This is a genomic window from Halosegnis sp., assembly GCF_042216475.1.
In the GTDB taxonomy this organism is placed as follows: domain Archaea; phylum Halobacteriota; class Halobacteria; order Halobacteriales; family Haloarculaceae; genus Halosegnis.
The window spans coordinates 128,067-151,245 of sequence record NZ_JBDGTV010000009.1; the positions used below are offsets into that span (position 1 = coordinate 128,067).

At 66.5% G+C, this 23,179-nt stretch carries 31 protein-coding genes and 1 tRNA gene; 15 read left to right on the forward strand and 17 right to left on the reverse strand.

Annotation, left to right across the window (positions count from 1 at the left end):
* Positions 1-11 precede the first annotated feature (11 nt).
* Positions 12-632: a GTP-binding protein EngB gene (gene engB / locus ABEJ63_RS06370; protein WP_375795521.1), complete on the forward strand. Its 621-nt coding sequence runs from the start codon at positions 12-14 to the stop codon at positions 630-632.
* A gap of 194 nt (positions 633-826) precedes the next feature.
* Here engB and ABEJ63_RS06375 read toward each other — a convergent pair whose 3' ends face one another.
* The 3 genes from ABEJ63_RS06375 to ABEJ63_RS06385 are packed head-to-tail and all read right to left on the reverse strand — an operon-like array spanning position 827 to position 3,371.
* Positions 827-1,174 (reverse strand): DUF4112 domain-containing protein, encoded by a 348-nt coding sequence (locus ABEJ63_RS06375; protein WP_375795522.1) that lies wholly within the window; start codon positions 1,172-1,174, stop codon positions 827-829.
* Positions 1,175-1,213: 39 nt separating this feature from the next.
* The gene (locus ABEJ63_RS06380; RefSeq protein WP_375795523.1) at positions 1,214-3,055 is read right to left on the reverse strand and encodes a ribosome biogenesis/translation initiation ATPase RLI; all 1,842 of its coding nucleotides are present in this window, start codon (positions 3,053-3,055) and stop codon (positions 1,214-1,216) included.
* A gap of 1 nt (position 3,056) precedes the next feature.
* Positions 3,057-3,371 (reverse strand): hypothetical protein, encoded by a 315-nt coding sequence (locus tag ABEJ63_RS06385; RefSeq protein WP_375795524.1) that lies wholly within the window; start codon positions 3,369-3,371, stop codon positions 3,057-3,059.
* Between the two features lie 149 nt (positions 3,372-3,520).
* On the opposite strand from ABEJ63_RS06385, the gene ABEJ63_RS06390 reads away from it, so the two are divergent.
* Positions 3,521-3,802, forward strand: a complete 282-nt coding sequence (locus tag ABEJ63_RS06390) for an ArsR family transcriptional regulator (RefSeq protein ID WP_375795525.1) — start codon at positions 3,521-3,523, stop codon at positions 3,800-3,802.
* A 59-nt stretch (positions 3,803-3,861) separates the two neighbouring features.
* Positions 3,862-5,589: an Hvo_1808 family surface protein gene (locus ABEJ63_RS06395; RefSeq protein ID WP_375795526.1), complete on the forward strand. Its 1,728-nt coding sequence runs from the start codon at positions 3,862-3,864 to the stop codon at positions 5,587-5,589.
* Positions 5,590-5,594: 5 nt separating this feature from the next.
* Here the strand turns inward: ABEJ63_RS06395 and ABEJ63_RS06400 are convergent, their stop codons facing one another.
* Both ABEJ63_RS06400 and ABEJ63_RS06405 read right to left on the reverse strand, forming a co-directional pair.
* Complete coding sequence (locus ABEJ63_RS06400; protein ID WP_375795527.1) at positions 5,595-7,439, reverse strand: PINc/VapC family ATPase; 1,845 nt, start codon at positions 7,437-7,439, stop codon at positions 5,595-5,597.
* A gap of 107 nt (positions 7,440-7,546) precedes the next feature.
* Complete coding sequence (locus tag ABEJ63_RS06405) at positions 7,547-8,146, reverse strand: riboflavin synthase (protein ID WP_375795528.1); 600 nt, start codon at positions 8,144-8,146, stop codon at positions 7,547-7,549.
* An 84-nt stretch (positions 8,147-8,230) separates the two neighbouring features.
* Between ABEJ63_RS06405 and ABEJ63_RS06410 the strand changes: the two genes are divergently transcribed.
* Complete coding sequence (locus tag ABEJ63_RS06410) at positions 8,231-8,476, forward strand: hypothetical protein (protein WP_375795529.1); 246 nt, start codon at positions 8,231-8,233, stop codon at positions 8,474-8,476.
* Here the strand turns inward: ABEJ63_RS06410 and ABEJ63_RS06415 are convergent.
* Positions 8,473-8,748 (reverse strand): hypothetical protein, encoded by a 276-nt coding sequence (locus tag ABEJ63_RS06415; protein WP_375795530.1) that lies wholly within the window; start codon positions 8,746-8,748, stop codon positions 8,473-8,475. The genes ABEJ63_RS06410 and ABEJ63_RS06415 overlap by 4 nt on opposite strands.
* Before the next feature lie 50 nt (positions 8,749-8,798).
* Positions 8,799-10,643, reverse strand: a complete 1,845-nt coding sequence (locus ABEJ63_RS06420; protein ID WP_375795531.1) for a UvrD-helicase domain-containing protein — start codon at positions 10,641-10,643, stop codon at positions 8,799-8,801.
* 101 nt (positions 10,644-10,744) lie between these two features.
* Between ABEJ63_RS06420 and ABEJ63_RS06425 the strand changes: the two genes are divergently transcribed.
* The 5 genes from ABEJ63_RS06425 (at position 10,745) to ABEJ63_RS06445 (ending at position 14,473) form a co-directional block, all read left to right on the forward strand.
* On the forward strand, positions 10,745-11,278 hold the full coding sequence (locus ABEJ63_RS06425) for a hypothetical protein (RefSeq protein WP_375795618.1): 534 nt from the start codon (positions 10,745-10,747) through the stop codon (positions 11,276-11,278).
* A gap of 79 nt (positions 11,279-11,357) precedes the next feature.
* The gene (locus ABEJ63_RS06430; protein ID WP_375795532.1) at positions 11,358-11,930 is read left to right on the forward strand and encodes a GMP synthase subunit A; all 573 of its coding nucleotides are present in this window, start codon (positions 11,358-11,360) and stop codon (positions 11,928-11,930) included.
* Between the two features lie 64 nt (positions 11,931-11,994).
* Positions 11,995-13,854, forward strand: coding sequence for a DUF2070 family protein (locus ABEJ63_RS06435; RefSeq protein ID WP_375795533.1), 1,860 nt, complete (start codon positions 11,995-11,997; stop codon positions 13,852-13,854).
* 41 nt (positions 13,855-13,895) lie between these two features.
* Positions 13,896-14,189 (forward strand): hypothetical protein, encoded by a 294-nt coding sequence (locus tag ABEJ63_RS06440; RefSeq protein ID WP_375795534.1) that lies wholly within the window; start codon positions 13,896-13,898, stop codon positions 14,187-14,189.
* Complete coding sequence (locus ABEJ63_RS06445) at positions 14,180-14,473, forward strand: hypothetical protein (RefSeq protein WP_375795535.1); 294 nt, start codon at positions 14,180-14,182, stop codon at positions 14,471-14,473. Before ABEJ63_RS06440 ends, ABEJ63_RS06445 begins: the two co-directional genes overlap by 10 nt.
* Before the next feature lie 6 nt (positions 14,474-14,479).
* Here ABEJ63_RS06445 and ABEJ63_RS06450 read toward each other — a convergent pair whose 3' ends face one another.
* Both ABEJ63_RS06450 and ABEJ63_RS06455 read right to left on the reverse strand, forming a co-directional pair.
* Positions 14,480-14,731 (reverse strand): DUF3194 domain-containing protein, encoded by a 252-nt coding sequence (locus ABEJ63_RS06450; protein WP_375795536.1) that lies wholly within the window; start codon positions 14,729-14,731, stop codon positions 14,480-14,482.
* 4 nt (positions 14,732-14,735) lie between these two features.
* A complete protein-coding gene (locus ABEJ63_RS06455; protein WP_375795537.1) occupies positions 14,736-15,134 on the reverse strand; it encodes a prefoldin subunit beta in 399 nt (132 codons plus the stop codon).
* Between the two features lie 108 nt (positions 15,135-15,242).
* Here ABEJ63_RS06455 and ABEJ63_RS06460 point away from each other — a divergent pair, with 108 nt between their 5' ends.
* Positions 15,243-15,476, forward strand: coding sequence for a hypothetical protein (locus ABEJ63_RS06460; RefSeq protein ID WP_375795538.1), 234 nt, complete (start codon positions 15,243-15,245; stop codon positions 15,474-15,476).
* Here ABEJ63_RS06460 and ABEJ63_RS06465 read toward each other — a convergent pair.
* Genes ABEJ63_RS06465 through truD form a run of 5 tightly spaced genes read right to left on the reverse strand, consistent with a single transcriptional unit; the run spans position 15,473 to position 18,268 of the window.
* Complete coding sequence (locus ABEJ63_RS06465; protein ID WP_375795539.1) at positions 15,473-15,718, reverse strand: KEOPS complex subunit Pcc1; 246 nt, start codon at positions 15,716-15,718, stop codon at positions 15,473-15,475. The two genes, ABEJ63_RS06460 and ABEJ63_RS06465, sit on opposite strands and share 4 nt — an antisense overlap.
* The gene (locus tag ABEJ63_RS06470; RefSeq protein ID WP_375795540.1) at positions 15,715-15,849 is read right to left on the reverse strand and encodes a DNA-directed RNA polymerase subunit P; all 135 of its coding nucleotides are present in this window, start codon (positions 15,847-15,849) and stop codon (positions 15,715-15,717) included. The genes ABEJ63_RS06465 and ABEJ63_RS06470 overlap by 4 nt, the downstream gene beginning before the upstream one ends.
* Positions 15,850-16,119, reverse strand: a complete 270-nt coding sequence (locus ABEJ63_RS06475) for a 50S ribosomal protein L37ae (RefSeq protein WP_375795541.1) — start codon at positions 16,117-16,119, stop codon at positions 15,850-15,852.
* Between the two features lie 51 nt (positions 16,120-16,170).
* The gene (locus ABEJ63_RS06480; protein WP_375795542.1) at positions 16,171-16,893 is read right to left on the reverse strand and encodes a DUF2103 domain-containing protein; all 723 of its coding nucleotides are present in this window, start codon (positions 16,891-16,893) and stop codon (positions 16,171-16,173) included.
* A 46-nt stretch (positions 16,894-16,939) separates the two neighbouring features.
* Positions 16,940-18,268 (reverse strand): tRNA pseudouridine(13) synthase TruD, encoded by a 1,329-nt coding sequence (gene truD / locus ABEJ63_RS06485; RefSeq protein WP_375795543.1) that lies wholly within the window; start codon positions 18,266-18,268, stop codon positions 16,940-16,942.
* Positions 18,269-18,352: 84 nt separating this feature from the next.
* Between truD and ABEJ63_RS06490 the strand changes: the two genes are divergently transcribed.
* The 4 genes from ABEJ63_RS06490 (at position 18,353) to ABEJ63_RS06505 (ending at position 21,050) form a co-directional block, all read left to right on the forward strand.
* Positions 18,353-18,694, forward strand: a complete 342-nt coding sequence (locus ABEJ63_RS06490) for a DUF192 domain-containing protein (protein WP_375795544.1) — start codon at positions 18,353-18,355, stop codon at positions 18,692-18,694.
* A 105-nt stretch (positions 18,695-18,799) separates the two neighbouring features.
* Positions 18,800-20,350, forward strand: a complete 1,551-nt coding sequence (locus tag ABEJ63_RS06495; protein WP_375795545.1) for a 2-isopropylmalate synthase — start codon at positions 18,800-18,802, stop codon at positions 20,348-20,350.
* A 42-nt stretch (positions 20,351-20,392) separates the two neighbouring features.
* Complete coding sequence (locus tag ABEJ63_RS06500) at positions 20,393-20,683, forward strand: hypothetical protein (protein WP_375795546.1); 291 nt, start codon at positions 20,393-20,395, stop codon at positions 20,681-20,683.
* 112 nt (positions 20,684-20,795) lie between these two features.
* A complete protein-coding gene (locus ABEJ63_RS06505) occupies positions 20,796-21,050 on the forward strand; it encodes a hypothetical protein (protein ID WP_375795547.1) in 255 nt (84 codons plus the stop codon).
* 11 nt (positions 21,051-21,061) lie between these two features.
* Here the strand turns inward: ABEJ63_RS06505 and ABEJ63_RS06510 are convergent, their stop codons facing one another.
* Together ABEJ63_RS06510 and ABEJ63_RS06515 are read right to left on the reverse strand one after the other, a co-directional pair.
* On the reverse strand, positions 21,062-22,246 hold the full coding sequence (locus ABEJ63_RS06510; protein ID WP_375795548.1) for an MFS transporter: 1,185 nt from the start codon (positions 22,244-22,246) through the stop codon (positions 21,062-21,064).
* Between the two features lie 47 nt (positions 22,247-22,293).
* On the reverse strand, positions 22,294-22,548 hold the full coding sequence (locus tag ABEJ63_RS06515; protein WP_375795549.1) for an Rdx family protein: 255 nt from the start codon (positions 22,546-22,548) through the stop codon (positions 22,294-22,296).
* A 284-nt stretch (positions 22,549-22,832) separates the two neighbouring features.
* On the opposite strand from ABEJ63_RS06515, the gene ABEJ63_RS06520 reads away from it, so the two are divergent.
* Positions 22,833-23,090 (forward strand): hypothetical protein, encoded by a 258-nt coding sequence (locus tag ABEJ63_RS06520; protein ID WP_375795550.1) that lies wholly within the window; start codon positions 22,833-22,835, stop codon positions 23,088-23,090.
* Here ABEJ63_RS06520 and ABEJ63_RS06525 read toward each other — a convergent pair.
* Positions 23,072-23,156 (reverse strand) — tRNA-Ser (locus ABEJ63_RS06525). The two genes, ABEJ63_RS06520 and ABEJ63_RS06525, sit on opposite strands and share 19 nt — an antisense overlap.
* Between the last annotated feature and the right edge of the window lie 23 nt (positions 23,157-23,179).

Below are 23,179 nucleotides of genomic sequence, written 5' to 3' on the forward strand. Positions count from 1 at the left end.
GAAGGACGGACATGTTCGACACCCGCCCGGAGCGTGATGCGGAGGTGGTGCTGCTCGGGCGCTCCAACGTCGGCAAGTCGACGCTGATGCGCCAAATCACCGGGCACACGTTCGACACCGGACGCAAACCAGGCGTCACCCGCGAGCCCAACCACTACGACTGGGCACCAGAGGATTTCGTCATCACGGACCTGCCAGGCTTCGGGTTCATGTCCGGTGTCTCTGACGACGTCCAAGACGACATCAAGACAGCCATCGTCCGGTACCTCGAGACGTACGCCGACAACATCCTCTGTGGTGTCGTCGTGCTTGATGGGAAGGCGGCCGTCGATATCATCGACCGCCACTCGGGGCCCGACGAGGTGCCCCACGCCGTCGAGATGTTCGGCTTCCTGCGCGAACTAGGTATTCCGGCCGTGCTGGCGGTCAACAAGATGGACAAGGTCGACAACAGAGACGAGCGACTGGACGCCATCTGTGAGCGATTCGGCCTGCTTCCGCCCTGGAAGCAGTGGGAGGGCGAGACACTCGCGCCAATCGTCGCCAAGACTGGTCGTATCGACACGCTCAACGAAGCCGTGCGGCACCACCTCCACGCGGCGAAGCGTGACGATTTGTTCAAGTTCTTCTGACGTACCGTCTTACCGCTTAACGTCCGCTCCGCATGACACATAGCGAGCGGACGTCCACCGCTCTAAGTGCGGGTGGGAGCGACACGATAACCGACTGGTCTACCGTCAGTGGTCAACCGCCGCGGTGAGCACAGGAACGGCGGTGCGAGGCGGTTGCGTGGGCCACTCGGCGGCGCCCGGTCGCAGCGCGACAGTCAGGTCTCTCCGTCGAGGCCGAGATCCCGCTTTGCCAGCCGGACGTTCCGGTCGCTGGCTCGCCAGACGAGGTCGAACACGTCGCCGACGACCGGCACCGTCCCGAGCGCCGCATCAAGGCCTACGTTGACCAGCATCCGAACAAGCGTCCGCGTCGACACGCCAGCCCGGGCCGCTTCGACGACGATATACAGCGCCGCCAGCGCCGCCAGCAGGTCACCCGCCACGGGGACGAGCCCAAGCAGCGGGTCGAGGCCGACGCGGCCGACCACCGGCAGGTCGACGGCACCGTCGAGCGCGCCAGCTACCGTCTCCATCCGTGCCACTGCACGCGTCGGCTGTGTCATACGTGTGCGTGGCAGCGCGGCGAGAAAACGCTTGGCCAGCTACTCGTCGCCGGCGGGGGTGTAGTAGTACTCGCCGGCGGCCTTCTGCTCGCGGTCCTTCTGCGAGCCGGGCTTGTTGATGCGTGGGCGCCCGGTCCGCTCGTCGCGGCGGAACGTCACGTCGAGGTTGGCAAGGAACTCATTCATCCCATCGCGCATCCCCACCGGCTGGCCGGCGTGACCGTGTTCTGCCGGCGTTCCGTCGAACACCTGGAGCCGGTCGGCCAGCAGGTCGATCATGTAGATGTCGTGGTCGATGACCATCGCGGTGGCGTCGTTGTTCTCCGCGTACCGGCGAATCGCGCGGGTTGCAAGCACCCGCTGTTCGACGTCCAGATGGGCAGATGGCTCGTCGAGCAGGTAGAGGTCGGCGTCCTCGGAGAGACACGCCGCGATGGCGACCCGCTGGCGTTCGCCACCCGAGAGGTCGGTGAGGTCCTGCTCCATCACCCGCTCGAGCTGGAGCGGGCGAGCAATCTCCGTGTTCCAGTAGGAGGAGCCGAACTCGTCGGTGATCGACGAGAGGAACGCGTCGACCCGCATCGGCTGGTCGATATCGAGATATTGCGGCTTGTAGGAGATATCGAGTGAGGCATCGATGTGTCCCTCGTCGGGATCGAGCCGGCCGGCGAGCAGCTTCGCGAACGTGGACTTGCCGATGCCGTTCGGGCCGACGACCCCCAGCACCTCGTTGCGGCGTATCTCGCCGGCGTCGACCGCAAGTGAAAATTCGCCGTCGCCGTAAGACTTCGACAGCGCGGGGTACTCGACGAGCGTCTCGCCGGCCGAGGCGACCCGCGGGGCGTGCTCTTCGAACTCGATGGCCTCCTGGCGGATGCGCATGTTCTCGTTGTCGAGGTACCCCTCGAGGTACTCGTTGATGCCGTTCTTGGTGCTCTTGGGGTCGGTGACGACGCCGAACGCCGACGGTCGACCGTATGCGACGTGAATCGTGTCGGCGAGCAGATCCAGTACCGCGAGGTCGTGCTCGACGACGAGCATCGAACGGTCGCCGTCGGCCGCGAGCTCACGCACGAGCCGGGCGGCTGTCACGCGCTGGCCGATGTCGAGATACGGTGTCAGTTCATCAAGGAAATAGAAGTCGGCGTCTCGCACAAGCGTCGCCGCCAGCGCCACCCGCTGGAGTTCACCACCCGACAGCGTGTCGATATCCTGGTCGACAACCGGGCCGATGTTGAGTCGGTCGATGACCTCAGCCGCGGCGTCCCGCTCGTCGACACCCTCGATAAGCTGTCTGGTGTTTCCTGAGAACGTCTCCGGGATTTTGTCGACATACTGTGGCTTGCGGGCGACGGACACCTCGTCGTCGCGCAGCGCCGCGAGATACTCCTGGACGGCGGTCCCACGGTAGGCGTCCATTACCTCGTCCCATGAGGGCTGGTCGGCGTGCCGGCCCAGGTTCGGCTCGATCTCGCCCGCGAGGATACGGACGGCCGTCGTCTTCCCGATGCCGTTCGGCCCGAGAATGCCGGTGACCCGGCCCTCAGCAGGCGCGGGGAGCCCGTAGAGCGCGAAGGCGTTGTCACCGTAGCGGTGGACCGGCGTCTCGTCGAGTTCCTGCGGGAGGTTGATGATCTCCAGGGCGTCAAACGGACACTTCTCGACACAGATGCCACACGACTCGCCGAGACAGATCTCCTCGGATATGAACACCTGTGCCGGACCGCCCTCGTAGGGTTCGTCCTCGTCGTAGTACTCGCCTCGCTCGACGATACACTCCTTACCCGTCCGGTTGGGCGGGCAGAAGTTCATACACTCGTAGTTACACCGGTCGGGCTGACACCGGTCGAGGTCGACAACGGCAATAGAGTCGTCGGCCATCTCAGAGGCTCGTCCCCGTCGATAGGAGGATTCCCCAGCAGACGAACCACAGCGAGAACGTCATGAACGCGACGTAGAGGTAGTCCTTTGTGGAGAAGTCGCTCACGTCAATCCCCACCGCCCGGAGGATGGGGAACTGGACGAGAATCGCCCCCGCGAGCACGAACACGCCCTGCGGATTCGTCGCAGGCGTCGCGGCGCTGGCCGTCACGACCGACGACCCGACGGCGGCGAGAATCCCCATGACGGACGCGAGTGCCGTGACCGTCACACCCCGCATGTGCGGGGAGAACCGGTCGGCCGTGTCTGTCGCCATACCCGCGGATGGTCACCGTGCGGACAAAAGCGATTCGACTACGCGCCGTCGGCCCGGTCGTGGCCACCTGCCACGAGACCGGCTGAAACGCCCGTGGAGCGTCCCGGCACCGCACGTTTATACACCCCGGGGCCGTGTGTTCAAGCGGCATGAGCGATTCTGACGGGGAGACCATCGAGGACCTGCCGCCGAGTGCGAAACTCGTGTTCAAGGTGCTCGAGTACAAGGGTCCAATGACACAGAAGGGGATTGTCGAGGAATCGATGCTGTCGGCCCGGACGGTCCGCTATGCGCTGGAGCGACTCGAGGAAATCGACATCGTCGAGGAAGACGTCTACTTCGCCGACGCGCGACAGAACCTCTACGAGATCGTTCCGGACACCGAGACCGAGGCAACGACGGAAGAGGCGGCCGCCGCGGCAGACGACTAAGCCGGCGTCACGCGGCGGTCGGCGGGGACTTTTGACGGTCGAATCCGTTGTCTGGAGTCGTGAGAGCGACCGCACAGGGCGCGGTCGTGGTCGCGAGCGTACTTGGACTCGTCCTCGCGGGGGTGGCGCCCGCCGCGGGCGCGGCCGCGACCACGCCGACGCCGGAGCAGGTGACGGAGCGAACGGGGGCCGTAGGGGCAAGCGAAAACGCGCCACCGGACCCTGAGACCGATCAACTCGGCTGGGAGGCCGGCTACTGGTACAACGAGACCCTGCCGGTGACGACCGACGACGGGCTCAACCGAACGGAGTTGCGGGCGTACGTCGCCCGCACGGCCGCCAGGGTCGAGCGCATCCGCCAGCTAGAGTTCGAACGCATTCCGACGGTGAACCTCGTGACGCGTGATGAGTATACCGCGTCAATTGATCGCCGGTTCGCCAACGTGTCGGTGTCGACGCCACAGCGGCTCCACCAGAACACGAAGTTCGAGGCGCTGTTCTTCGTCGGCGAGCAGGAGTCGTACTTCCAGGTGCAACGGCAGAACCAAGCTGGCTCCGTAGCGGCCTTCTATGCCCGACAGCCACTCCCGCGAGTCGGTGTCGGCGAGGGCGAGATTGCTATCATAACGGGTGATACGAGCGAGAACACGACACAGGTATTCTCGCCGTCATTACTGGCCCACGAACTGACTCATGCCGCACAGGGTCAAAACTTCCCGACAGCGCTCAACGTCACGGGTGACACAGAAGAAGCCACCCGCGCAAACCTGAGCCTCATCGAGGGAGACGCAGAGTATGTCGAACAAACGTACAATCAGCGGTGTGGGACGGCATTTGACTGTCTGTCAGCCAATAGCACTGGAGGAGCGGGTAATATTGCTAACTGGGGGCTCGCAATCTATGGGTTAGCTGCCTACGGCAACACCGGCGCGTTCGTCGGCCACATCATCGAGACGCGCGGCTACGAGACGCTGAACGGCTTCTACCGCGGCGAGGACCGGCCAGTCAGCACCGAGCAGTACATCCACCCCGACCGGTATCCCGACGACACTCCGCAGACGGTCACCGTCGAGGACCGCTCGAACGAGGAGTGGAACGTGCTCGAACTCCCCAACAGCACCGTTGAACACGCCACGTTCGGCGAGGCAGGTGTCTTCTCGATGCTATGGTATCCGACTCGTCAGCGCGGGGAGGAAGTTATTGTTCCGCTGATTAATGAGACATCAAATCCATTGGTAGGATTCAATTTCGCACGCGAACCGTCGACCGGCTGGGACGGCGACAAGCTCTATCCGTACGTGAACGAGTCCTCGGCGGCGACCAACGAGACGGGCTACGTCTGGAAGCTGGTCTGGGACAGCCCCGAGGATGCCCGCGAATTCGCCGACGCCTACCGGCAGTTGCTCGAATTCTACGGCGCACAGCCGGCCCGCGGCGCCGACGACGCCTACGTCATCTCGCCGGAGGGATTCGGCCCGGGAACGAAGTTCGCCGACGCCTTCGCACTGACCGTCGAAGATGACACCGTCGTCATCGTGAACGCGCCGACACTGTCTGATCTCAACGAGGTGCGGGCCGGGACTGTTCCCGAGGACGCCCGGCCACCGACGCCGACGCCGTCGGCTCTCGATACCGAGACGCCGACACCGACCGCAAGTCCAACCCCGACGCCGACCGAAACGGACGCCGCGACAGCCACGCCCGGACAGCCTGGCCTCGGGGTCGTCACCGCGCTCGTCGCGCTGGTGCTGGCGTTGACCGCACTCGTCGCCGGCCGCTGGCGCTGAGCTGGCTACTGGGGCGCGACGGTCACCGTCCGCCCGCGGTCGATGGCCGCTTCTAGCTCCTCGGCAATGGCGCTGCCGCGTGACACCTGTATCTCACCGCCCCGCGAGACGGTGGCCGTGAAGAGATACTCTCCGTCGGCACGCACCTCCACCGTCTCGCCGGCGTGACCCTCCATCGGGATGACGACGTGTCGAGAGGTGACCTCCGGCGTGACGATTTCGCCCTGTCGACTGCCTTGGTCGCTGGAGCTGCTGTCGTCGCCACCTGCGAGCCGGCCGGGGTGTTCGTCCAGCGTCCGCACGTCGATTTCGAGCCCGAGCCGGTCCTCGATATCGGAGATTCGGCCACCACCCTTCCCGATGACAGTCGAGATATCCTGCTCGGAGACGTAGACGGCCGCCGAGTTGCCGCCAGTGAGTTCTACCTCGACGGGCCCCTGCGCGACCGAGCGTATCTCGCGTTCGATCTCGTTGCGGGCGATGCGGTCGACGCCGGACTCGTCGGCCTCCTCGCCTTCGAGCGGGACGGTGACCACCTGTTGGTTGAACGTGTAAATCTCGTAGGCTGGGTCGCCAGTCTCGTAGTCGGCGACGACGATGACCGGCCGGGTGAGGTCCTCTTCCATCAGTCCGTGGGGGACCTTCACCTCCGTGGATACCTCGTAGACGGTATCGACATCGCCGGCCTCGATGTAGACGACGGTGTCGACCACCTGTGGGATCATCCCCAGTTCGACGCGACCGACCAGCCGCTGGAGCGCGTCGATAGGCCGGGTGGCGTGGACGACACCAATCATCCCAACGCCCGCGAGCCGCATATCCGCGAACGTGCGGAAGTCGTCGGTCTTGCGTACTTCGTCGTACACCGTGTAGTCCGGCCGGACCATCAGCAGCGAGTCGGCCGTCCGCTCCATCGACCCCCGGAGTTCAGTGTACTGGGTAATCTCGGGGCCGACCTGCAGGTCACGCGGCTTCTCCATCGTCTTGACCGCGAACCCCGAGTCATTGAGATACGTCGCGACCGCCTGCGCGAACGTGGACTTACCGGCGCCAGGTGCACCCGACAGGAGGACACCCCGCTGGCGCTCGGTGAACCGGTCGCGCATCCCCACCGGTAGGTCGTAGTCGTCGAGGGTCGTCCGCGCGATGGGCCGGACAGCCGTTACCTCGATGCCGTCCGCGAACGGCGGGCGGGCGACAGCGATACGGTAGTCGCCGTACTGGATGATGCGCATGCCCGGTTCCTCCAGTTCGACGAACCCCTGTGCGGAGCCGCGGGCGGTCGTCTCTATCTCGTTGGCGATGGTGAGCATCTCGGACTCCGAGAGCGGCTCCTCGCCGATGGGGCCGTAGGTGATGTCGCCGATTTCCCCTCGCTTTGCCATCGGTACCACCCCCGTCTTCAGGTGGACCGACATCGTCTGCTCGTCGAAATACCGCTCGATGTCGAGCCCCTCGTCGACGGATTCGTCCACCTTGGGCTCGACATACTCGACGGGGACGTCCGTCGCGCGGGCGACCTCCGCCTGGACGCGGTCGCTCGTCAGCAGCGTCGCGCCGTGGTCGGCTGCCAGATCGCGGATGAGCGCGTCGATGTCTCCCTCGCCGGCGCCCTCCGACTCGCCGCTCGTCGGCCGCCGGCCGATATACTTCAGATCGAACTCACCGGCCTCAGCGGCCTCGACCAGCCGCTGAAGTTCCTCGATGCCCGACCAGCCGGCGTCGCGGCCCTCGTTGGCCTGCGACTCCAGCTCCGCGACGACCGCGTTGGGGACGGAGACGACGTCGATGTCGTCCCGTTCGGACACGCGGCCGTCGACGACCGCGCTCGTGTCCGGTAGAATGTGCATATCATCGGTTCGACCGGCGCGCTGATAAGCCTTGTAACAGCGGCCGACCGCCGGAGACGGCCAGATTCGGGTAGAATTCTCGCTCGGGTCGACCGGCGCTGCGGGCGCTACTCCACGTCCCGGTACCCCTCCGTGAGCGACTCCACATACTTCGCGACCACGTCCACCTCCAGGTGAACCGGGTCGCCGACCGACTTCTCCGAGAGGCTCGTGATATCGTAGGTGGCGGGGATGATGGCCGTCGTGAACTCGCCGTCGAGCAGTTCTGCCACTGTCAACGAGATGCCGTCGACGGCGATCGACCCCTTCTCGACGACGTACCGGCCCATCGCGTCGGGCAGCGAGAAGCCGAACACCCAGTCGTCCTCAATCCGCTCAATGCCGGTCACCGTCGCAACGCCGTCGACGTGTCCCTGCACGAAGTGGCCGTCGAAGCGGCCGTCGGCAGGCAGCGCCCGCTCGAGGTTGACGACCGCACCGGCCTCCAACTCGCCGAGGTAGGTGCGTTCGACGGTCTCTTCGGAGAGGAACAGCGAGAAGGAGTCGGCGTCGTGCTCTTCGACGGTGAGGCAGGCACCCGAGATAGCAACCGACTGGCCATGCTCAAGGTCGGCGGCGAACGGTGCGGCAACGCGGAGCCGGAGCCCGCCGTCAGTCGCCTCGCGGGCCACCACTTCACCGGTCGCCTCGACAATCCCCGTGAACATATCCGAGGTAGGGCTGTGACTCACAAGTCCTTACCGTTCGGCACCGACCGGAGGGCTTTCCCGCGCCGGCAGCCACCGTCGGGTATGGCGCGGTCCATTATGGGGACAATCGGGCTGGCAGTGACGCTGGCACTCGCGGCGCCCATCGCCCTATACGGCGTCGAGCAGTTGCTCGGTGGCGATAGCGTCGTCGGGCTCGCCGCACTCGGCGTCGCTGCCCTGATGATACTCGTCGAGGAGTTCCTCACGACGCCGACTGACATTCCCGGCAAGGTCGCTGAGGCGACGGTCGGCCGGATCGTCGAGGAGCCGTCCGACGAGCGCGACTAGATGGTGTCGTCGGGGGCGTGCTCACTCGCCATCCGCTGGGCCTCGACCGCGAACCGCTCCCGCTCCTCGGGGTCCGTCACCTCACCGAGGTTGTCCGGCGACACTGTGACCGCGGCGGTCGTCTCGCGGACGTCACTAGACGTGGTGAGCGCCCGCTCCTTCCGGAAGTACCGCTCGCCATCCGGCGTCGCATACGTCAGGATGATGAGATTCTGCTCGTCGTCCGAGTAGGTCCGTTCGACGAGCCAGACGCGCGTAGGCTGGTCGCTCACGGCCAGAGGTACGGGCGCCGACACCGAAAGGTCGGGGGGTACAGGGCCGCTCAGTCGGCCGCCCCTTCGACCGGTTCGAGGGGCTGTTGTGCCCGCTCCATCAACTCCGCCAGTGACAGTTCGGAAGGGGCGTTGTCGATGAGCACGTCGATCGGGAGGGTCGGAGCGCCGTCGACGAGATTCTCCAGCAGGACGAGCCGTTCGCGGGCCCGCGACATACCGACGTAGAAGACGCGTCGCTCGTTGTCAGTCAGCACGGGGCCGGGGTCGGTTCCCTTCTCGAAGCCGACATCTTCGGGGAGTACCGACTCGTCGACGGTGGCGGCCATCTGCTCGACCACTTTCTCCGTGAGATCCGTACAGACGAACACATGGTCGGCCTCGCGGCCCTTCGCGGAGTGGATAGTGCCGACGCGGACGCGGTTGGGGTCCATCCCCTGATAGGGACCGTCGAAGTACGCCTCAACGGAGTTCTCCTGAAAGTTCGAGGTGCGGGTGAGCATATCCGACGCCCCTGCGGGACCGGGCGTGAACGGGGCGTACTCGTTGATGAAGTCTGGCTCGACGGTGAACTCTTCGAGACGGGCATCCTCCTGTTCCTTCTGGTCGTCGAGGGCGTCGAACAGGTCGTCACGTTCGCCGGTACCGAACGCGGAGTCAGCCAGCATCTCCGCGAGTCGGCGCGCCTCGAGACCGGTCATTGGCTCGTCGTCGTCGAACTTCTCGACGGCGCGGACGTATCCTTCCAGCCGATCAGTCCACATCCGCATGTCCGTCAGCGAAGTGTACGGGATACCCATCGAGGTGAACTCCTCCATGAACTGGAACAGCTGGTAGCGGGCGCGGAACAGCACCATCACCGTCTCCTCGTCGGTCTGCTCGACGGTATCACGGACGTTCCGTGTCAGGTCGAACATCGAGGGCGACCGGACGGCCTCGACGCTACCGCCCTCCTTGCGCGGGTTGAGGTCTTTCTCCTGGCGCTCGTCGATGTGGCGAATCTGTCTGTTGACGACGTGAAGCACGTTCGACGGGAGCCGGTAGGAGTTCGGGAGGACGACATCTTCGTCGGGGTCTGCCTCCAGCAGGAGTGCGGGGTCGGCCCCCTGCCAGGCGTACACCACCTGGTCGTCGTCGCCGGCGATGAGTACCGACTCCGTATGGGGTTTCCACTCCTCGTAGACATCGTGCTGGAGCGTCGTGATGTCCTGGAACTCATCGATGACGAGATGGTCGACGTTGGGGACGAGTGCGCGGCCCTTCACGCGTTCGAGCATATCGGCGAAGCCGACGACCTCCTCTTCGCCCTTGTAGTCACGCCACGCGCGGATAGCTTCGGGCACGTCGATACGATCATCGTCGGAGGGCCACGTCGGGGTGTACTTATTGCCCGTCTGAGCGTTCGGGTCAACATCGGGCGGGAGTCGCACCTCATCGACGTTCCACTGGAAGGGGACATCATACCAGTCGGCGACCTCTCTGCGGGTGCGCTGAAGCCACTCCGAGGTAGCGATTATCTTGTTGCCGATGGTGGTCGAGCGGGCGGACCGCCGCCGGTTGGAGTCATACTCGCCCTCGAACTCGATACCATAATCATCACAGAAGGCCTCCTTGTCGTCTTCGCCGACGACATCACCACGCGAGAGGTTCAACAGCTCGTAGGCCTTCGCGTGCATCGTACAGACGTTCCCCTTCAGCGACTTGGGGGAGCGATCGAGACGGTCGGCCAGTCGCTCGCGGACCTCGGCGGCGGCCGCTCGGGTGTAGGAGACGACGAGAATATCCCGGACATCGACGCCCTCGTCAAGCATCTCGTCAACACGGTCGAGCAGGGCGGTCGTCTTCCCGCTGCCGGGACCGCCGAAGAGCCGCGTTACGTGTGGACCGTCGGACATTATTGGACCCAAGCGAGCCACCGGCATAAGTAGCGTGACTCGCGGGAGCCCCCCGCCCGCGACCGTGGCGGGAGCTTTTTATCAGCCAGGGCGAACGGCCACTGGTGTCAGAGAAGACGCCACAGGGCAGTTCGGTCGGCGTCGACGACCCGTACGCGTTCGTCGAGCGGTGTGACCACCTCACCGACGACGGCCGATGCCGGTACGCCGCCGAACATGCCCGCCACGACCCTGAGTTTGCCGCCGAGCGCCGCCGCGATGACCTTCGGTGTCCGGCTGCGGACCCGCACGGGGAGTGGACGTGGGCCGATTGCCCTCATTTCCGGGCGCGCCAGCACGACCGCGAGTGTGTCCGGTGTGGACTCGCCGAGCACCGTCGTGCCCACAGCGACGAGCGGCCTCTGCTGGAGGAACATCATCTCTCGTATGCCGACGATGACCGACGCGAGCTGGCCCACGAGATAACCGTCTATCTGTGTCGGTGGTGTCACGCGAAAGTCCACGACTCGTGGGCCCGCGTCGACGACGATGCTGCCCCCGACCCGGAGGCAATCGCGGAACGTGAGGGGCGTCGCAGCGAGGCGCTCTCGGAGACGGCTTTCGAGACGGCTGCCGAGCGCTACGACGAGGAGTGAGCGTCGTGGTTGTATCCACGTCCGTGCCTGTCGCGGGGCGTTCGGGAGGATTTTTACCCACGTGTACGCTACCCAGCGTATGACGAGTATCGTCGTGGTCGACAACCACGGACAGTTCACTCACCTCGAACACCGGACGCTTCGCGATTTGGGCGTGGACGTGGAGACGGTCGACAACGAGACGCCGCCGGCCGAGGCCGAGGCCGACGGCTACGTGCTGTCGGGCGGCCCGAGCATGGACCGGACGGGCCGGGCGGCGGAGTATCTCGAGACGGACGTCCCCGTGCTCGGCATCTGTCTCGGCCACCAGCTGATGGCTATGGAGCTGGGCGGGCGCGTCGAGTCGGGCGACTACGGCGGTTACGCGGACGTGACCGTCCGCATCGACGACGCCGACGACCCGCTGGTCGGGACACTCCACCCGGAGACACGGGTGTGGGCGAGCCACGCCGACGAAGTGAGCGAGGTGCCGCCTGGGTTCGTCCGGACGGCCACGAGTGATGTCTGTGGCATCGAGGCAATGAGCGACACTGACCGCGATTTCTACGGTGTCCAGTGGCACCCGGAGGTAGCACACACAGAGCGGGGCGAAGAGCTGTTTGAGAACTTCATTGCGCGGTGTCGCGAGCGGGCAGCGCCAGACACCGTCTGAGAGCCTCTGGCACGGCGCGCGTCTGACAGCATCGTTATGAGGCGCCGGCGAGAAACCAGTCGTAATGACCGCGACACAGGGGGACCTTGCCTCGCTTTCGCGGTTCATCTTTCGCGCGCCGAGCTGGTACTCGAGTGTCACGTTCGCCGTCGTCATTGCCGCGCTGGCCGGGGTCGCGGCATTCGAGTCGCGGTTCGTCCTCGAGGACGCCTGGCAGGGGGTATTCTTCATCGGCATCCCGACCATCATCGCCAGCGGGCTCACGCCGTACGTCGATCGGGCGATGGGTGGTCAGCTGACGCCAAACCGGGCGTCGCTGCTCGCACTCGTCTGCGAACTGCTCGTCGTCGGCACGCTCGTCGTCGTGGGTGTCGTTGCGACGCTGACGCCGCGGCTCGGACAGGGGTTCGTTTTCGACGCGTTGCTGGCGGCACTGGCGGCCGTGTTCGCGCTCCGCCTGCTCGTGGTGATGGCCGTCTCCCATCGCTCGCCGCTGCGCGCGAGCGTCCCCGCGAGCATCCAGACGGGGGCGGCGGGCGTGCTCCTGTTCGTCTACAGCGGGACGATGCGCTTCCTCGAGATCGGAGGACCGCTGACCCGTTCGTACCTCTCGCGGCCGGAAGTAGCCCCCGAAGAGCTGCTGGTTATCGTCCCCGGTGATTTCGTCCTGCTCGCGGGAATGTGCGTACTGTACGCAACAGCCGTCACCGTCTTTATCAAGGTCATCGACCGGCCGTGGAAACAGTCGATGGAGGTGTCCGTCCTCGACTTCCTGCGCGGCTTCATCGGTCACATCGCCGAGGGAAGCCGCGAACTCGAGGACTTCTTCGAGGGTATCGGCGAGGAGGCCGTCGTTCCCGTGACTGTGCTCTCGTTCCGGACGCCGACCGGCGAGAAGGCGCGGTTCGTCCTCCCGATGATACACCCCGGCCCGATGGGGGAGATCGGCGGCGGCAACCTCCCGATGCGGGTCGCCCGACAGGCCGACGGGCTGGCGTTCCCGCCCCACGCCACCGCCGGCCACGATTTCAACCTCGTCACCTCCCGTGAGGTGGAGACACTCATCGAAGCCGCCGACCGTGCGCTCGCAACCGTCGACTACCACGAGGTCGCCACCGAGAGCGTGCGCACCGAAGAAGGGGAGGCGACGCTGCTCGCGCAGGCGTTCGGCGACAGCGCATTCATGACCGCCACCTACGCGCCGGGCTTCGCCGACGATGTCGAGTACGCCGTTGGACTCTCTGCGCAGGCCGAGGCTCGGCAGGGCGGGTTGGAGGACGTAATGCTCGCGGACGCGCACAACTGCAACAACGGGCTCGAAGGCGAGGACCTCGGCCACGTTGTTCCCGGCTCGAAGCGCTCGTTCGACATGATAGAGGGAGCTCGCGCGGCCGGCGAACAGCTGGCCGACGCCGACCGACGGCCGCTCCGGCTGGGCGTCGCGTGGGACCGGACACCATGGGAGCCGCTCGACGGTATCGGTCCGCTTGGTGTGCGGGTCGCCGTCACCGAGGCAGGTGACCAGCGGACCGCCTACGTCCTTGTCGACGGCAACAACATGGAACCGGGGCTTCGCGACGACATCGTCGCGGCTGTCGAAGAGCAGGTCGACCTCGCCGAGGTAATGACAACCGATACACACATCGTCAACACCGTCGAGGCGCAAAACCAGGTCGGCGAGCGAATCGACGCCAGCGAACTCCGCACACTCATCGTCGACCTCGTCGAGGAGGCAGTCGACGATCTCGAGCCGGTCGAGGCAGGGATGGCGACGGAACGGGCAGAGGTGACCGTCTTCGGCAACGACCGCACAGAGTCGTTAGCCTCCCACGCGAACGCGATGGTCCAGATGGGCGGAGCACTCGCAGCCGCCTGTATCCTCGCGGTGACGGCTGTGTCTGTCCTGCTCTTTTTGCTGACCTAATCCCCCTGAAAACACTTGTCGACGGACGGCCCACGACCGGCATGGAGCGTCGGGACTTTCTTGGCGCGCTCGCGGGCTCGCTCGCCGGGCTCGCCGGCTGTACCGGGGCGGACACCGTCGGAGAAACGGCCACGGCTGCCTGCGAGCCGACGCCGCCTCCGATGCCCGAGAGCGAACCGGGATTCCCGGCGCCGCGGTTGTACCCGGACCCGCCTGCGCAGCTCACCCGCGAGTCGGTGCGGTCGTTCGTCGAGTCGTTCGAGCGGGCCCACCGGTTCAACAGTGTCCTCGCCGACCACGTCGACGCCGAGGGCCACTCAGCGACGTGTCGCTAAGGTACCACCGGTTCAACAGTGTCCTCGCCGACCACGTCGACAGCGACGACTGCGTCTCGCGAATCGAGCTGTGGGGGACGGACAGCGAGGTAGTCGAGACCGACGAAGGATTCGAGGCAACAGTCGAAACGTCCGCGGCCGTGTACTACGAGCCGTGCACGACCCCGACAGGCGAGGAGACGCCGACGCCGATGCCGCACGGCGACCTATTCGAACGGGCGGGACACTATCGGCTCACAGCGCGTGCAGTCGTCCGAGAAGGCGTGACGGTCGCTTGCCGGTGACCACCACTACGCGTCTTCGAAGAGTTCGTCGACGGCCGAACGGGCCGCCAGCGCCGCGTCCTCGGCGACTTGGTCGACATTGTCGTCGTCGACGTTGAGATAAACATCGACATCGAGCACGCCTTCCTCGAAGGTGACGGTCACGTCGAGGTCACGGACGTCGCTCTGTTTGTACCGAGAGAAAACCAATCCCTCAGCCGCGTCCGAGGCGGCTTCAACGACCGCCTCGTCCGTCGGCTCGTCTGTCGACTCGGCCACGTCCTCAGGCGCCGCCTGCGCCCGGACCGCCCGGCCCCTGTGGGCCGCCCATGCCGCCGCCCTGCTGGAGCATCTGCTGGAGTTCCTGCTGGAGTTCCTCGAACTGCTGCTGGACACGCTCCTCCTGCTTCTCAAGCTGCTCTGCGCGCACTTCGAGCGACTCCACCTTCTGCTCGAGGTCGTCGTATGCCTCGTCGTACTCGGTCGCCACGAGGAGTTCACCGACCTCGCGGTACATCTCGACGCCCTCTTCGAGCTCGTCGAGAGCCTCGAGTGCCGCCTGCGACTCTTGGAGCGACGTCTCGGCCTGCTGCTTCTGGGCAGCCACCTGCTGGGCTGTCTCCTGCAGGTCCTGTAGCTCCTCGATTTTCTCCTGTGCCTCCGGCGGCATGTTCCCTTGCATACCTGCGGAGATGTGCTTCCCACCCAAAAACCCCCGCTTTCCGCCGTCGGCCACGAGAACGCCACCGCCACGGACACCATTATGCTCCGGCGCGTCCGACGACGAGCCATGACCGACGACGAGACGCCGACGGTCGAGGAGGTCTACGACCTCGTCCGTCAGCTTGAGGACACTGCAGAGGAGGCTCACGCACAACTGCGGGCGGAGCTCACCGCCGCCGAGACGCAGATAGATACCCAGGAGCGGGAACTCTCGGCGGTCCGGGCAGAGCTCACCGAGGCACAGGAGGAGCTTCGACGCGTGAAGCAGGATCTCATCAGGCTGGAGGAACGGGTCGACTAGTCGACGGCCTCGGCCACTTCGATGAGCGTCGTCCAGGTGGTGAGCCCTGCACGTAAGGCCGTCAGATCGGCCGCGTCGACAGTGACGGTGACCGTGTCGGCCGTGCGGTCGACACTCGCGCTGGCACGGTCGCTGTCAATCTCGCCGAGTTCCGGCCGCACGCTCCGGGCGACGGTCGCGGCACTGGCTGGGGAGGGATACTCGAAGGTGAGTTGTGCCGAGTGGGGCCGGTCGCCCGTCACTCCACGTTGATTGTCTTGATATCGCGGCTCCGCTCCTTCAGCAGGACGCGGTGGCCACAGTACGGACAGCGGACGCCGCCGTACTCATCGAGGCTGACGTCGCGCTTGCAGCGTGAGCACTTGTAGGTCATCTATTCCTCGTCGGCGAGCGCGGCACGCAGCGACCGGCGGACGGTGCGGCCGGCGGGTGTCTCCGGACGGTAGGTTCCGCCGGCGTACTTGTAGCCGCAATAGCTGCACGCCCAGACGGCGGTCCCCTGCCGGGAGACGCGGTCCTTGCCACATTCCGGACAGGTGTGGTCGTCGTTCGTGTCTGCCTCAATCTCGGCGACCCGGCGACGGGCGACACGCCCGTAGCGCGCACCGAACCGGCCGGCACTCCCGGTCTTGCTCTTGGCCATAGTGTCGAAACGAACACGGTTCGCGGGCTTAAACCCTGCGAGACGCGCCGCTCACTCGCGTAGCTCTGCCTCCCGGAGCGCGTCGTTCAGGTCCTCGCGGACGTACTCGCCGGTCTCGCGGTCACTGGCCGTCGTGACGACGCGGTTCTCCTGCACCGAGGAGCCGTCGCGGACGAGCAGCCGGACGTTGCCGTTGTCGTCTGCTCGGGTCGCCTTCGCCCGCACGCCAGAGCGGGAGCCGGAGCCACCGGCGTCGATTGGACCGGGGATGATTTTCTTTACGTGGGGGTGGCCGCCGACCGTCTCGACAGCCCGCTGACCCGCCCGGTCGCCGATGAGCGTCGAGTGGCTACCGCCAAGCTTCTCGCCGGCGGGCTTCTCGACGACATCCAGTGCCGGTTCGTCCTGACGGGCGAGTACAGCCGCGACGGGGTCGTCGTCGGCGACCCGGTAGAGCGTGTAGTGGAGTTCTGCTCGCAGCGCGTCGAGGACGGCCCGATCGCCAGCGACGTACACTTCTTCGGGCCGTTTGCGGTGGACCTCGTCGGCAACGAGACCGGCGAAGTTGCGGAGCTCTCGCGGCTCCCGCTCGGGGTCGTCCTCAGGGCGGGTCGTCACCTCGCGAGTCGAGACCACCTCACCGTCGTACAGACAGGTGACCGTCGCTCGCTCGCGGGTGAGTTCGACCACGACAGCGTCTGTGTTGGGGGTCCGGCAGGTGAGACAGAAGTCACCCGGTCGTTCGAGCGGAGTCCCGCACTGCCGGCAGTCCATGTCGGAAGGAGGCCGCGACGCCGCATAAACCGCCCGGAGTGGCCCATCAGGCGAGCCGCGCCGGGTCCGTTTTCAGGTACTCTCGCAGCAGTGTCGTCGCGTAGCTCCCCTTGGGAAGTGCGAAGGTACACGTCAGCGGGTCTCGCTCGACACGGAGGTCGGTCGTCACGAGAACCGCCCGTCGGGTTCCTGTAGAGCCGAACTCCCCTGGCAGGTCGAAGTCGGCAGGCGACAGGTCGAGCGCCGCAAGCACCTCGCGCTCGATTTCTCCCTGCTCGCCGTCCGCAAGCTCCGTCTCTGTCCCCACGAGCGGTGCAGTGACGAACGCCCGGTCCCGTTCGACGTGGCGGGCGACGGTGTCGACCCGGGTGTCGTCGACTCGCTGGGTTCGGTCCGGGTCGGGGAGCGGTAGCGGGGCCTCTCGGTCGGCGAAACAGACCACGTCGCCCGCGACGGCTCGGTCGAAGGGGAGTCCGCGGGCCAGCCGCTCGGAGAGCATCCGGTTGAACGCGTACGACTGGGCAGCGTGGACGAACAGTTGCTGGAGGTTCGAGGGAAGCCGCTCGAGGGCGGCCCGACAGTCGGCGGGCGTGTAGCCGCCCGCCTCGGCGAGCCCCTGTAACAGCGACCGTTCGTAGTGGAGCCGACCCGGCAGCAGCTCCGTTAGGACGGCTGGGTCCTCGCCCCACCGCTCGGCCACTCGCTTGCGGGCACGGGCGCTCTCTTCCGGCTCGGCGTCCGTGCTGTCACAGACGTACGTGCGGACGGCCGCTTCCCACTCGCCGCGCACCACCGCCAGCCCGACCCGATGAGTAACGGGCCGCGCACTCCCGAATCGCTGCGGACCGTAGAAGTTGGGGACACCGACGCGCTCGGCACGCCCGGCGAAGGCTCGTAGCTCCTCGGTCACGGCCTCGGCGTTCTCAGGCGCGTCGGGGTCGGCGACAGTCACCTCGAACTCGTTGCCTGCGAGGTCGCCGAACAGGACGGGACGGCCGGCGCGACCAACCGGCTCGACGGTCGCCTCGTCGAGTTCGGGCAGCGCGTCGGCGTCGATACCGTCCACGGAGAACAGCTGTGTCGTCACGGCGCGTTTGTCCTTCGTCCCGGCCCACGAGACTCGCTCACGGGAGATCCCGAGTTTGTCAGCCAGCGCCCCCGCGAAGTCGTTGGTATCCCAGTCGCGCAGCGTCACACGGACGACGAGGTGGGCGTACGAACCGGGATCGGCGTCGAGCGGCGCTGTCTCGAACGCCTCCAACTCACGGACGCGGAACGCCTCCGGCGACGCCCGGAGCCGGCCGCCCGTTCCGTCGGCGTCGGTGACGTAGTAGTCGACGCCTGTTGCCCGCTCGCGCTCGTGTGCCTCGCGCATTGTCTCCTCTTCGGCAGCCGGCGGCTTATCAGCCGGGGTTCGCAGCGACGAAACCCACATGAGGTGCCGCGCCGTGGTCGGCGCGTGCGGGTCATCCATGTCGGCGACGGCGATCGGGTTCTCGCCACGGACGTCGATGTCGCCGACACGGCGTTTGCGCGGGCCCGCGGGCTTGCCTTCCGACGGTCTATCCCCGACGATTACGCGCTCGTGTTCCGGTTTAGCGGGCAAGCGACCCGCCGGTTGCACATGCTGTTCGTCCCATTCGACATCGACGCTGTCTGGGCCGTCGACAACGTCGTTCAGCAGGTCAAGCGGCTGTCAGCGTGGACCGGCTACGGCGGTGCAGTCGCCGATACCGTCGTCGAACTGCCAGCTGGCGCGGCCGCAGGCGTGTCGCCGGGTGACCGCCTGGTCATCCGGTAATCCTGGCAGGTGCTGGTGGATGCGCGCGTTTTATATAGACCGGCCGGCTGTGTTCGGTTACCATGACGCACGAGGATAGAGGAAGTCGCCACACGGCGGCTGGCCGTGAAATTCGACGGTTCTGAGACACTCTTCGGCGGCACAGACACAACCCAACCACCCAGCGACGCCACCGTCTCCTTCCTAGACACGACACTTCGTGACGGCGAGCAGGCGCCCGGCGTCTCGTTGACGCCCGATCAGAAGGCCGACATCGCGCGGGCGCTCGACGATGTCGGCGTAGCCGTCATCGAGGCGGGCAGTGCGTGCACTGGTCCCGGCGAGCGCGAGACCATCCAGCAGGTGACCGACCTCGGTCTGGACGCAACGGTCACCTCCTTCGCGCGGGGCGTGAAGAACGACATCGACCTTGCCCTGGACTGTGATGTGGACGGCGTCACGCTCGTCGTTCCGGCGAGCGACCGCCACATCGAGACGAAGGTGGGGACGACCCGCGATGATGTCGTCGCCACTGTCGCGGAGCTTGTCGAGTACGCCCGTGACCACGGGCTGTGGATCGAGGCGCTTGGCGAGGATGGCTCGCGAGCTGACCTCGACTTCCTCGAGCGGCTGGCCGAAACCGCTCACGAGGCCGGCGCCGACCGGTTCTGCTTCGCCGATACCGTGGGTCACGCGACGCCGGATCGCACCGTCGCGGCGGTGTCGCGACTCGCCGAACACGGCCCGACGAGCACCCACACACACGACGATTTAGGGTTGGGAGTGGCGAACGCACTCGCCTCTGTCGCCGCGGGCGCAGACCTCGTCCACGCAACGGTGAACGGCATCGGCGAGCGAGCGGGGAACGTCTCGCTTGAGGAGGTGGCTATCGCGCTGCTGGAGGGGTACGATGTCGAGACGCTCGACACCGAGCGGCTCTACGCGCTGGGTCGGCTGGTCGCGGACGCGACGGGTGTGCCGCTCCCCCCGAACAAGGCTGTCCTCGGCGAGAACGCCTTCACCCACGAGTCGGGCATCCACACGGACGGGACCCTGAAAGACGACGCCATGTACGAGCCGTATCCGCCGGAGACGGTCGGTCGTGAGCGCCGGCTCGTCCTCGGGAAGCACGCCGGCCGAGCCGGCGTCGAGGCCGCCCTCAACGAGCACGGCGTCGATGTCGATGAGACGGAACTCTCGGAGATAGTTACCCGGGTGAAACAGCTAGCCGAGCGGGGGAAGCGGGTCACCGACGCCGACCTGCTCACCGTCGCCGAGGACGTGCAAGGCCGCGAGCGTGAACGCCGGGTCGAACTTCTCGATATGACGGCCGCTGCAGGCGGGGCGACACCGACCGCCTCGGTGCGGCTGGATGTCGACGGCGAAGAGAAGCGCGCGGCCGCCACGGGGGACGGCCCCGTCGACGCCGCGGTGGGGGCTGCTCGTGAGGCGCTGGGTGAGGCGGCCGACGCCAGCCTTGAGTCGTACCACGTCGACGCCGTCACCGGTGGGACAGACGCCGTCGTCACCGTCGAGGTGGAGATGTCGCGGGGCGACCGCTCCGTGACAGTCACTGCCAGCGATGCCGACATCACTGTTGCCTCGGTGCGGGCGATGGTCGACGCGCTCGACCGGCTGCTGGCTGAGGAGCCGGCACCGGCGCTGGGCGACGACTGACAGACCCGTAGGATTTTGTCGGCCGGCAACACATCCGCGACCGTGAGCGACGGCTACGTGGTCGAGGTGAAAGCCTCCGCCCGGAAGGTATCCGCGAGCGCGGGTCAGTGGGTTCGCGAACACGGGAGCCGTCGGCAGTTCAGCACGAAAGCGCTCGCCAAACAGTGGGCACGGACGATGTCACCGCCCGGCTACACCGTCTGGGTGCAGGACGCCGTGCCGTGGGACGACAGCGTCGACGGCTACGTCGTCGGTGGCCGGCGGGTCCCCCCGCGGAAGGATCCCGACCCCGGTGAACAGGCGGCGCTGGCGGGCGAGGATGACGACGCATGAACGGTTCAGACGGTTCAACGCCGCCATTTTCCGGGCACTCACCGGCTCGGGGCTGAACGCGACTGAACGCTCTCGCCCCCTCAAGTAGCCCCATCCGGTAGGAACAGTTGCAATGAACCGAATCACAGGCGCAATCGCGGCGCTTGCCGCCCTGCTGCTCGTTGCGAGCGCGGGGACGGCCGCCGCGGTTCCCGGTGACACTGGACCGAGCGCGGACGCGGGTCCGCCGAGTGACCTCCCGGGGCCGGTCCCGGACTTCGTCGGTGACATCCTCGAGACAATAAACGACTTCCTGTCAGGGAGCGTCGACTCGCTTGGTAAGGCCGTCTCCGGGCTGACGCCTGGCGGTGAGGCCGCGGGCGGCTGAGCGCTGGATTGTTATCGGCGTCCGCTCGCAAGCTGCGTGGCTGCGGGGAGCCCCCGGAGTCTGAGCATGGCGAGTGTACCGACTAGCGGCCCGACTGCCAGCGGCGCGAACGCCCATCGCCAGCCGACGGCCTCAGCAACGACCGGCGTCACCTGTATCGAGCCGATTGTGAGCAGGAATCCGACGGCGGTCTGGATTGTGAGCGCCGAGCCGACGTAGCCTGGCTCCGCCAGTTCGGTCACGCAGGCGGAGAACTGCGCGGAGTCAGCAACAATGACGACCCCCCACACGAGCAGAAACGCCACCAGCAGCGGCACGGGCGCGCCGAACGCAGGGACGGCCAGCAGGCACGCGCTCCCGGAGGCGATCATGCTCCCGCTTGTGACGGCAGTGCGGCCGAGCCGGTCGGCAAGCGCGCCGGCCGCAAGACTGCCGATACCACCGGCGGCGATGGCGCCGAACGCGACAAAAGCCGCCAGCACCGCGTCACCGGTTGCCGCAAGCACATACACAGGCACCCACGTCCAGACGGCGTACAACTCCCACATGTGTCCGAAGTAGCCGAGGTCGGCGAGCAGCGTCGGCTGGTCCTGGAGCACGCGGCCGAGCGCTCGCGGGTCGAACGGTGCGGTTGGTGCCTGGTACGGGCCGGGGCGGACCCGAGTCACGAGCAGTGCACCGACGACCGCCAGCCCCGCTGCACCATACAAGACGGCAAACGGGTCACCGACGCCACCGGCGCCACGAAGCAGGTGTGGCAGCGCGGAGCCAACAGTGAGCGCTCCGACGACGCTCCCGATAGCGAGCCCGCGGCCGCCGTCGAACCAGCCGGCAGCCAACTTCATGCCCGGCGGATACACGCCCGCAAGGGCCACACCCGTGAGCACCCGGAGGCCAAGCGCAGGCAGGAACGCATCGAGGACGGCCACGCCAGCAGTACACAGCGCACCGACAAGCGCACTGGCAGCGAACAGATATCGGGCGGGGACGACATCCGAGAGCGTCGTCGCCGCCGATGTGAGCGCACCGAGGACGAACCCAATCTGGACGGCAGAGGTGAGGAGTGCCGCCTCCGTGCCGGTCAACGCCCACCGGCTCGTCAGTTCGGGGGCGACAGCGCTGGCGGAGAACCACAGCGACATTGCCAGCAGTTCCGCCGTCGCGACGAGCGCGAGCGCTCGCCATTTCCGGTCCATGTGGCTCCCGCGGCAGGCAGAATAAAGAGCCTACGCCGGCTGTGCGGTTACCCGGCCAGTCGGCGCCGGACCGCGTTGACCGCCTCGACAGCGTCAACACGGCGGCCAGGCTCACTTGCACACCACACTCGCTCGCCGTCGACGGCAACACAGAGGATATCCTCAGTGGCCGGCGAGAGGGTCACCTGCTCGGCGTCGACATCAGGTCGCTCGCGGAGCCACGACAGCAGTACGCGCCGGGTCGTGGCGGCCTGCTCACCGAAGCGACACCGGCCGCAATACTCGATTTCGATGCTCGCCATGGCAGTTGTAAGTGAACATTCATTATAAACTCAGGGGTCGCCGCGAAACTCAACGGCCGGCGAGTCGTCGGGCGGAGCGGACTAACAGGGTCTGAGGCCAGCTGTAACGACGGGGACCGCTACCGAAACGCAACAGCGTCGGGCCCGGCCGGGGAGGACAAGCGTGGGGAGATGCGCGGACGGTTGTCCGATGCGACAGTTACAACGGGTTCGTATTAGCGTGCAGTATCTGAGAGAAAGTATCCGACCGGGCGGCTTTTGGCCGCGGGCGTTCAACTGTGCGTATGAGCCCGGACGCGGAGACGTACGAACTCAGTCGGCGGCGGGCCTTCCTCGCGACGCTCCCGTTCCTGCTGTTAGGGCTGGCGGATGTCGTCCTCCTGCTGGAGTGGGGACTCGACCCGCTGTGGGGATTCATGATTCTCCCGCCCATCCTGTTCGTGAGCGTCCTCGCGTGGCTTGCGTTCCGTGGCGGGTTCGTACGTGACCGGACCGGCGAACCAGACGCCGGTCGGGAGGAGAGCGCCGAGGGTGAGATTTGAACTCACGTGTCCGTGAGGACAGCAGATCTCGAATCTGCCGCCTTGGCCGGGCTAGGCTACCTCGGCTGCACACGTCAGTCCGCGGGTGG

What these genes read in the sequence shown, in the direction of transcription:
- engB (WP_375795521.1), top strand. Translation starts at nt 12, where the DNA reads ATGTTCGACACCCGCCCGGAGCGTGATGCGGAGGTGGTGCTGCTCGGG.
- ABEJ63_RS06375 (WP_375795522.1), bottom strand. Translation starts at nt 1,174, where the DNA reads ATGACACAGCCGACGCGTGCAGTGGCACGGATGGAGACGGTAGCTGGC.
- ABEJ63_RS06380 (WP_375795523.1), bottom strand. Translation starts at nt 3,055, where the DNA reads ATGGCCGACGACTCTATTGCCGTTGTCGACCTCGACCGGTGTCAGCCC.
- ABEJ63_RS06385 (WP_375795524.1), bottom strand. Translation starts at nt 3,371, where the DNA reads ATGGCGACAGACACGGCCGACCGGTTCTCCCCGCACATGCGGGGTGTG.
- ABEJ63_RS06390 (WP_375795525.1), top strand. Translation starts at nt 3,521, where the DNA reads ATGAGCGATTCTGACGGGGAGACCATCGAGGACCTGCCGCCGAGTGCG.
- ABEJ63_RS06400 (WP_375795527.1), bottom strand. Translation starts at nt 7,439, where the DNA reads ATGCACATTCTACCGGACACGAGCGCGGTCGTCGACGGCCGCGTGTCC.
- ABEJ63_RS06405 (WP_375795528.1), bottom strand. Translation starts at nt 8,146, where the DNA reads ATGTTCACGGGGATTGTCGAGGCGACCGGTGAAGTGGTGGCCCGCGAG.
- ABEJ63_RS06410 (WP_375795529.1), top strand. Translation starts at nt 8,231, where the DNA reads ATGGCGCGGTCCATTATGGGGACAATCGGGCTGGCAGTGACGCTGGCA.
- ABEJ63_RS06420 (WP_375795531.1), bottom strand. Translation starts at nt 10,643, where the DNA reads ATGTCCGACGGTCCACACGTAACGCGGCTCTTCGGCGGTCCCGGCAGC.
- ABEJ63_RS06430 (WP_375795532.1), top strand. Translation starts at nt 11,358, where the DNA reads ATGACGAGTATCGTCGTGGTCGACAACCACGGACAGTTCACTCACCTC.
- ABEJ63_RS06435 (WP_375795533.1), top strand. Translation starts at nt 11,995, where the DNA reads ATGACCGCGACACAGGGGGACCTTGCCTCGCTTTCGCGGTTCATCTTT.
- ABEJ63_RS06440 (WP_375795534.1), top strand. Translation starts at nt 13,896, where the DNA reads ATGGAGCGTCGGGACTTTCTTGGCGCGCTCGCGGGCTCGCTCGCCGGG.
- ABEJ63_RS06455 (WP_375795537.1), bottom strand. Translation starts at nt 15,134, where the DNA reads ATGCAAGGGAACATGCCGCCGGAGGCACAGGAGAAAATCGAGGAGCTA.
- ABEJ63_RS06460 (WP_375795538.1), top strand. Translation starts at nt 15,243, where the DNA reads ATGACCGACGACGAGACGCCGACGGTCGAGGAGGTCTACGACCTCGTC.
- ABEJ63_RS06470 (WP_375795540.1), bottom strand. Translation starts at nt 15,849, where the DNA reads ATGACCTACAAGTGCTCACGCTGCAAGCGCGACGTCAGCCTCGATGAG.
- ABEJ63_RS06475 (WP_375795541.1), bottom strand. Translation starts at nt 16,119, where the DNA reads ATGGCCAAGAGCAAGACCGGGAGTGCCGGCCGGTTCGGTGCGCGCTAC.
- ABEJ63_RS06480 (WP_375795542.1), bottom strand. Translation starts at nt 16,893, where the DNA reads ATGGACTGCCGGCAGTGCGGGACTCCGCTCGAACGACCGGGTGACTTC.
- truD (WP_375795543.1), bottom strand. Translation starts at nt 18,268, where the DNA reads ATGCGCGAGGCACACGAGCGCGAGCGGGCAACAGGCGTCGACTACTAC.
- ABEJ63_RS06505 (WP_375795547.1), top strand. Translation starts at nt 20,796, where the DNA reads ATGAACCGAATCACAGGCGCAATCGCGGCGCTTGCCGCCCTGCTGCTC.
- ABEJ63_RS06510 (WP_375795548.1), bottom strand. Translation starts at nt 22,246, where the DNA reads ATGGACCGGAAATGGCGAGCGCTCGCGCTCGTCGCGACGGCGGAACTG.
- ABEJ63_RS06515 (WP_375795549.1), bottom strand. Translation starts at nt 22,548, where the DNA reads ATGGCGAGCATCGAAATCGAGTATTGCGGCCGGTGTCGCTTCGGTGAG.
- ABEJ63_RS06520 (WP_375795550.1), top strand. Translation starts at nt 22,833, where the DNA reads ATGAGCCCGGACGCGGAGACGTACGAACTCAGTCGGCGGCGGGCCTTC.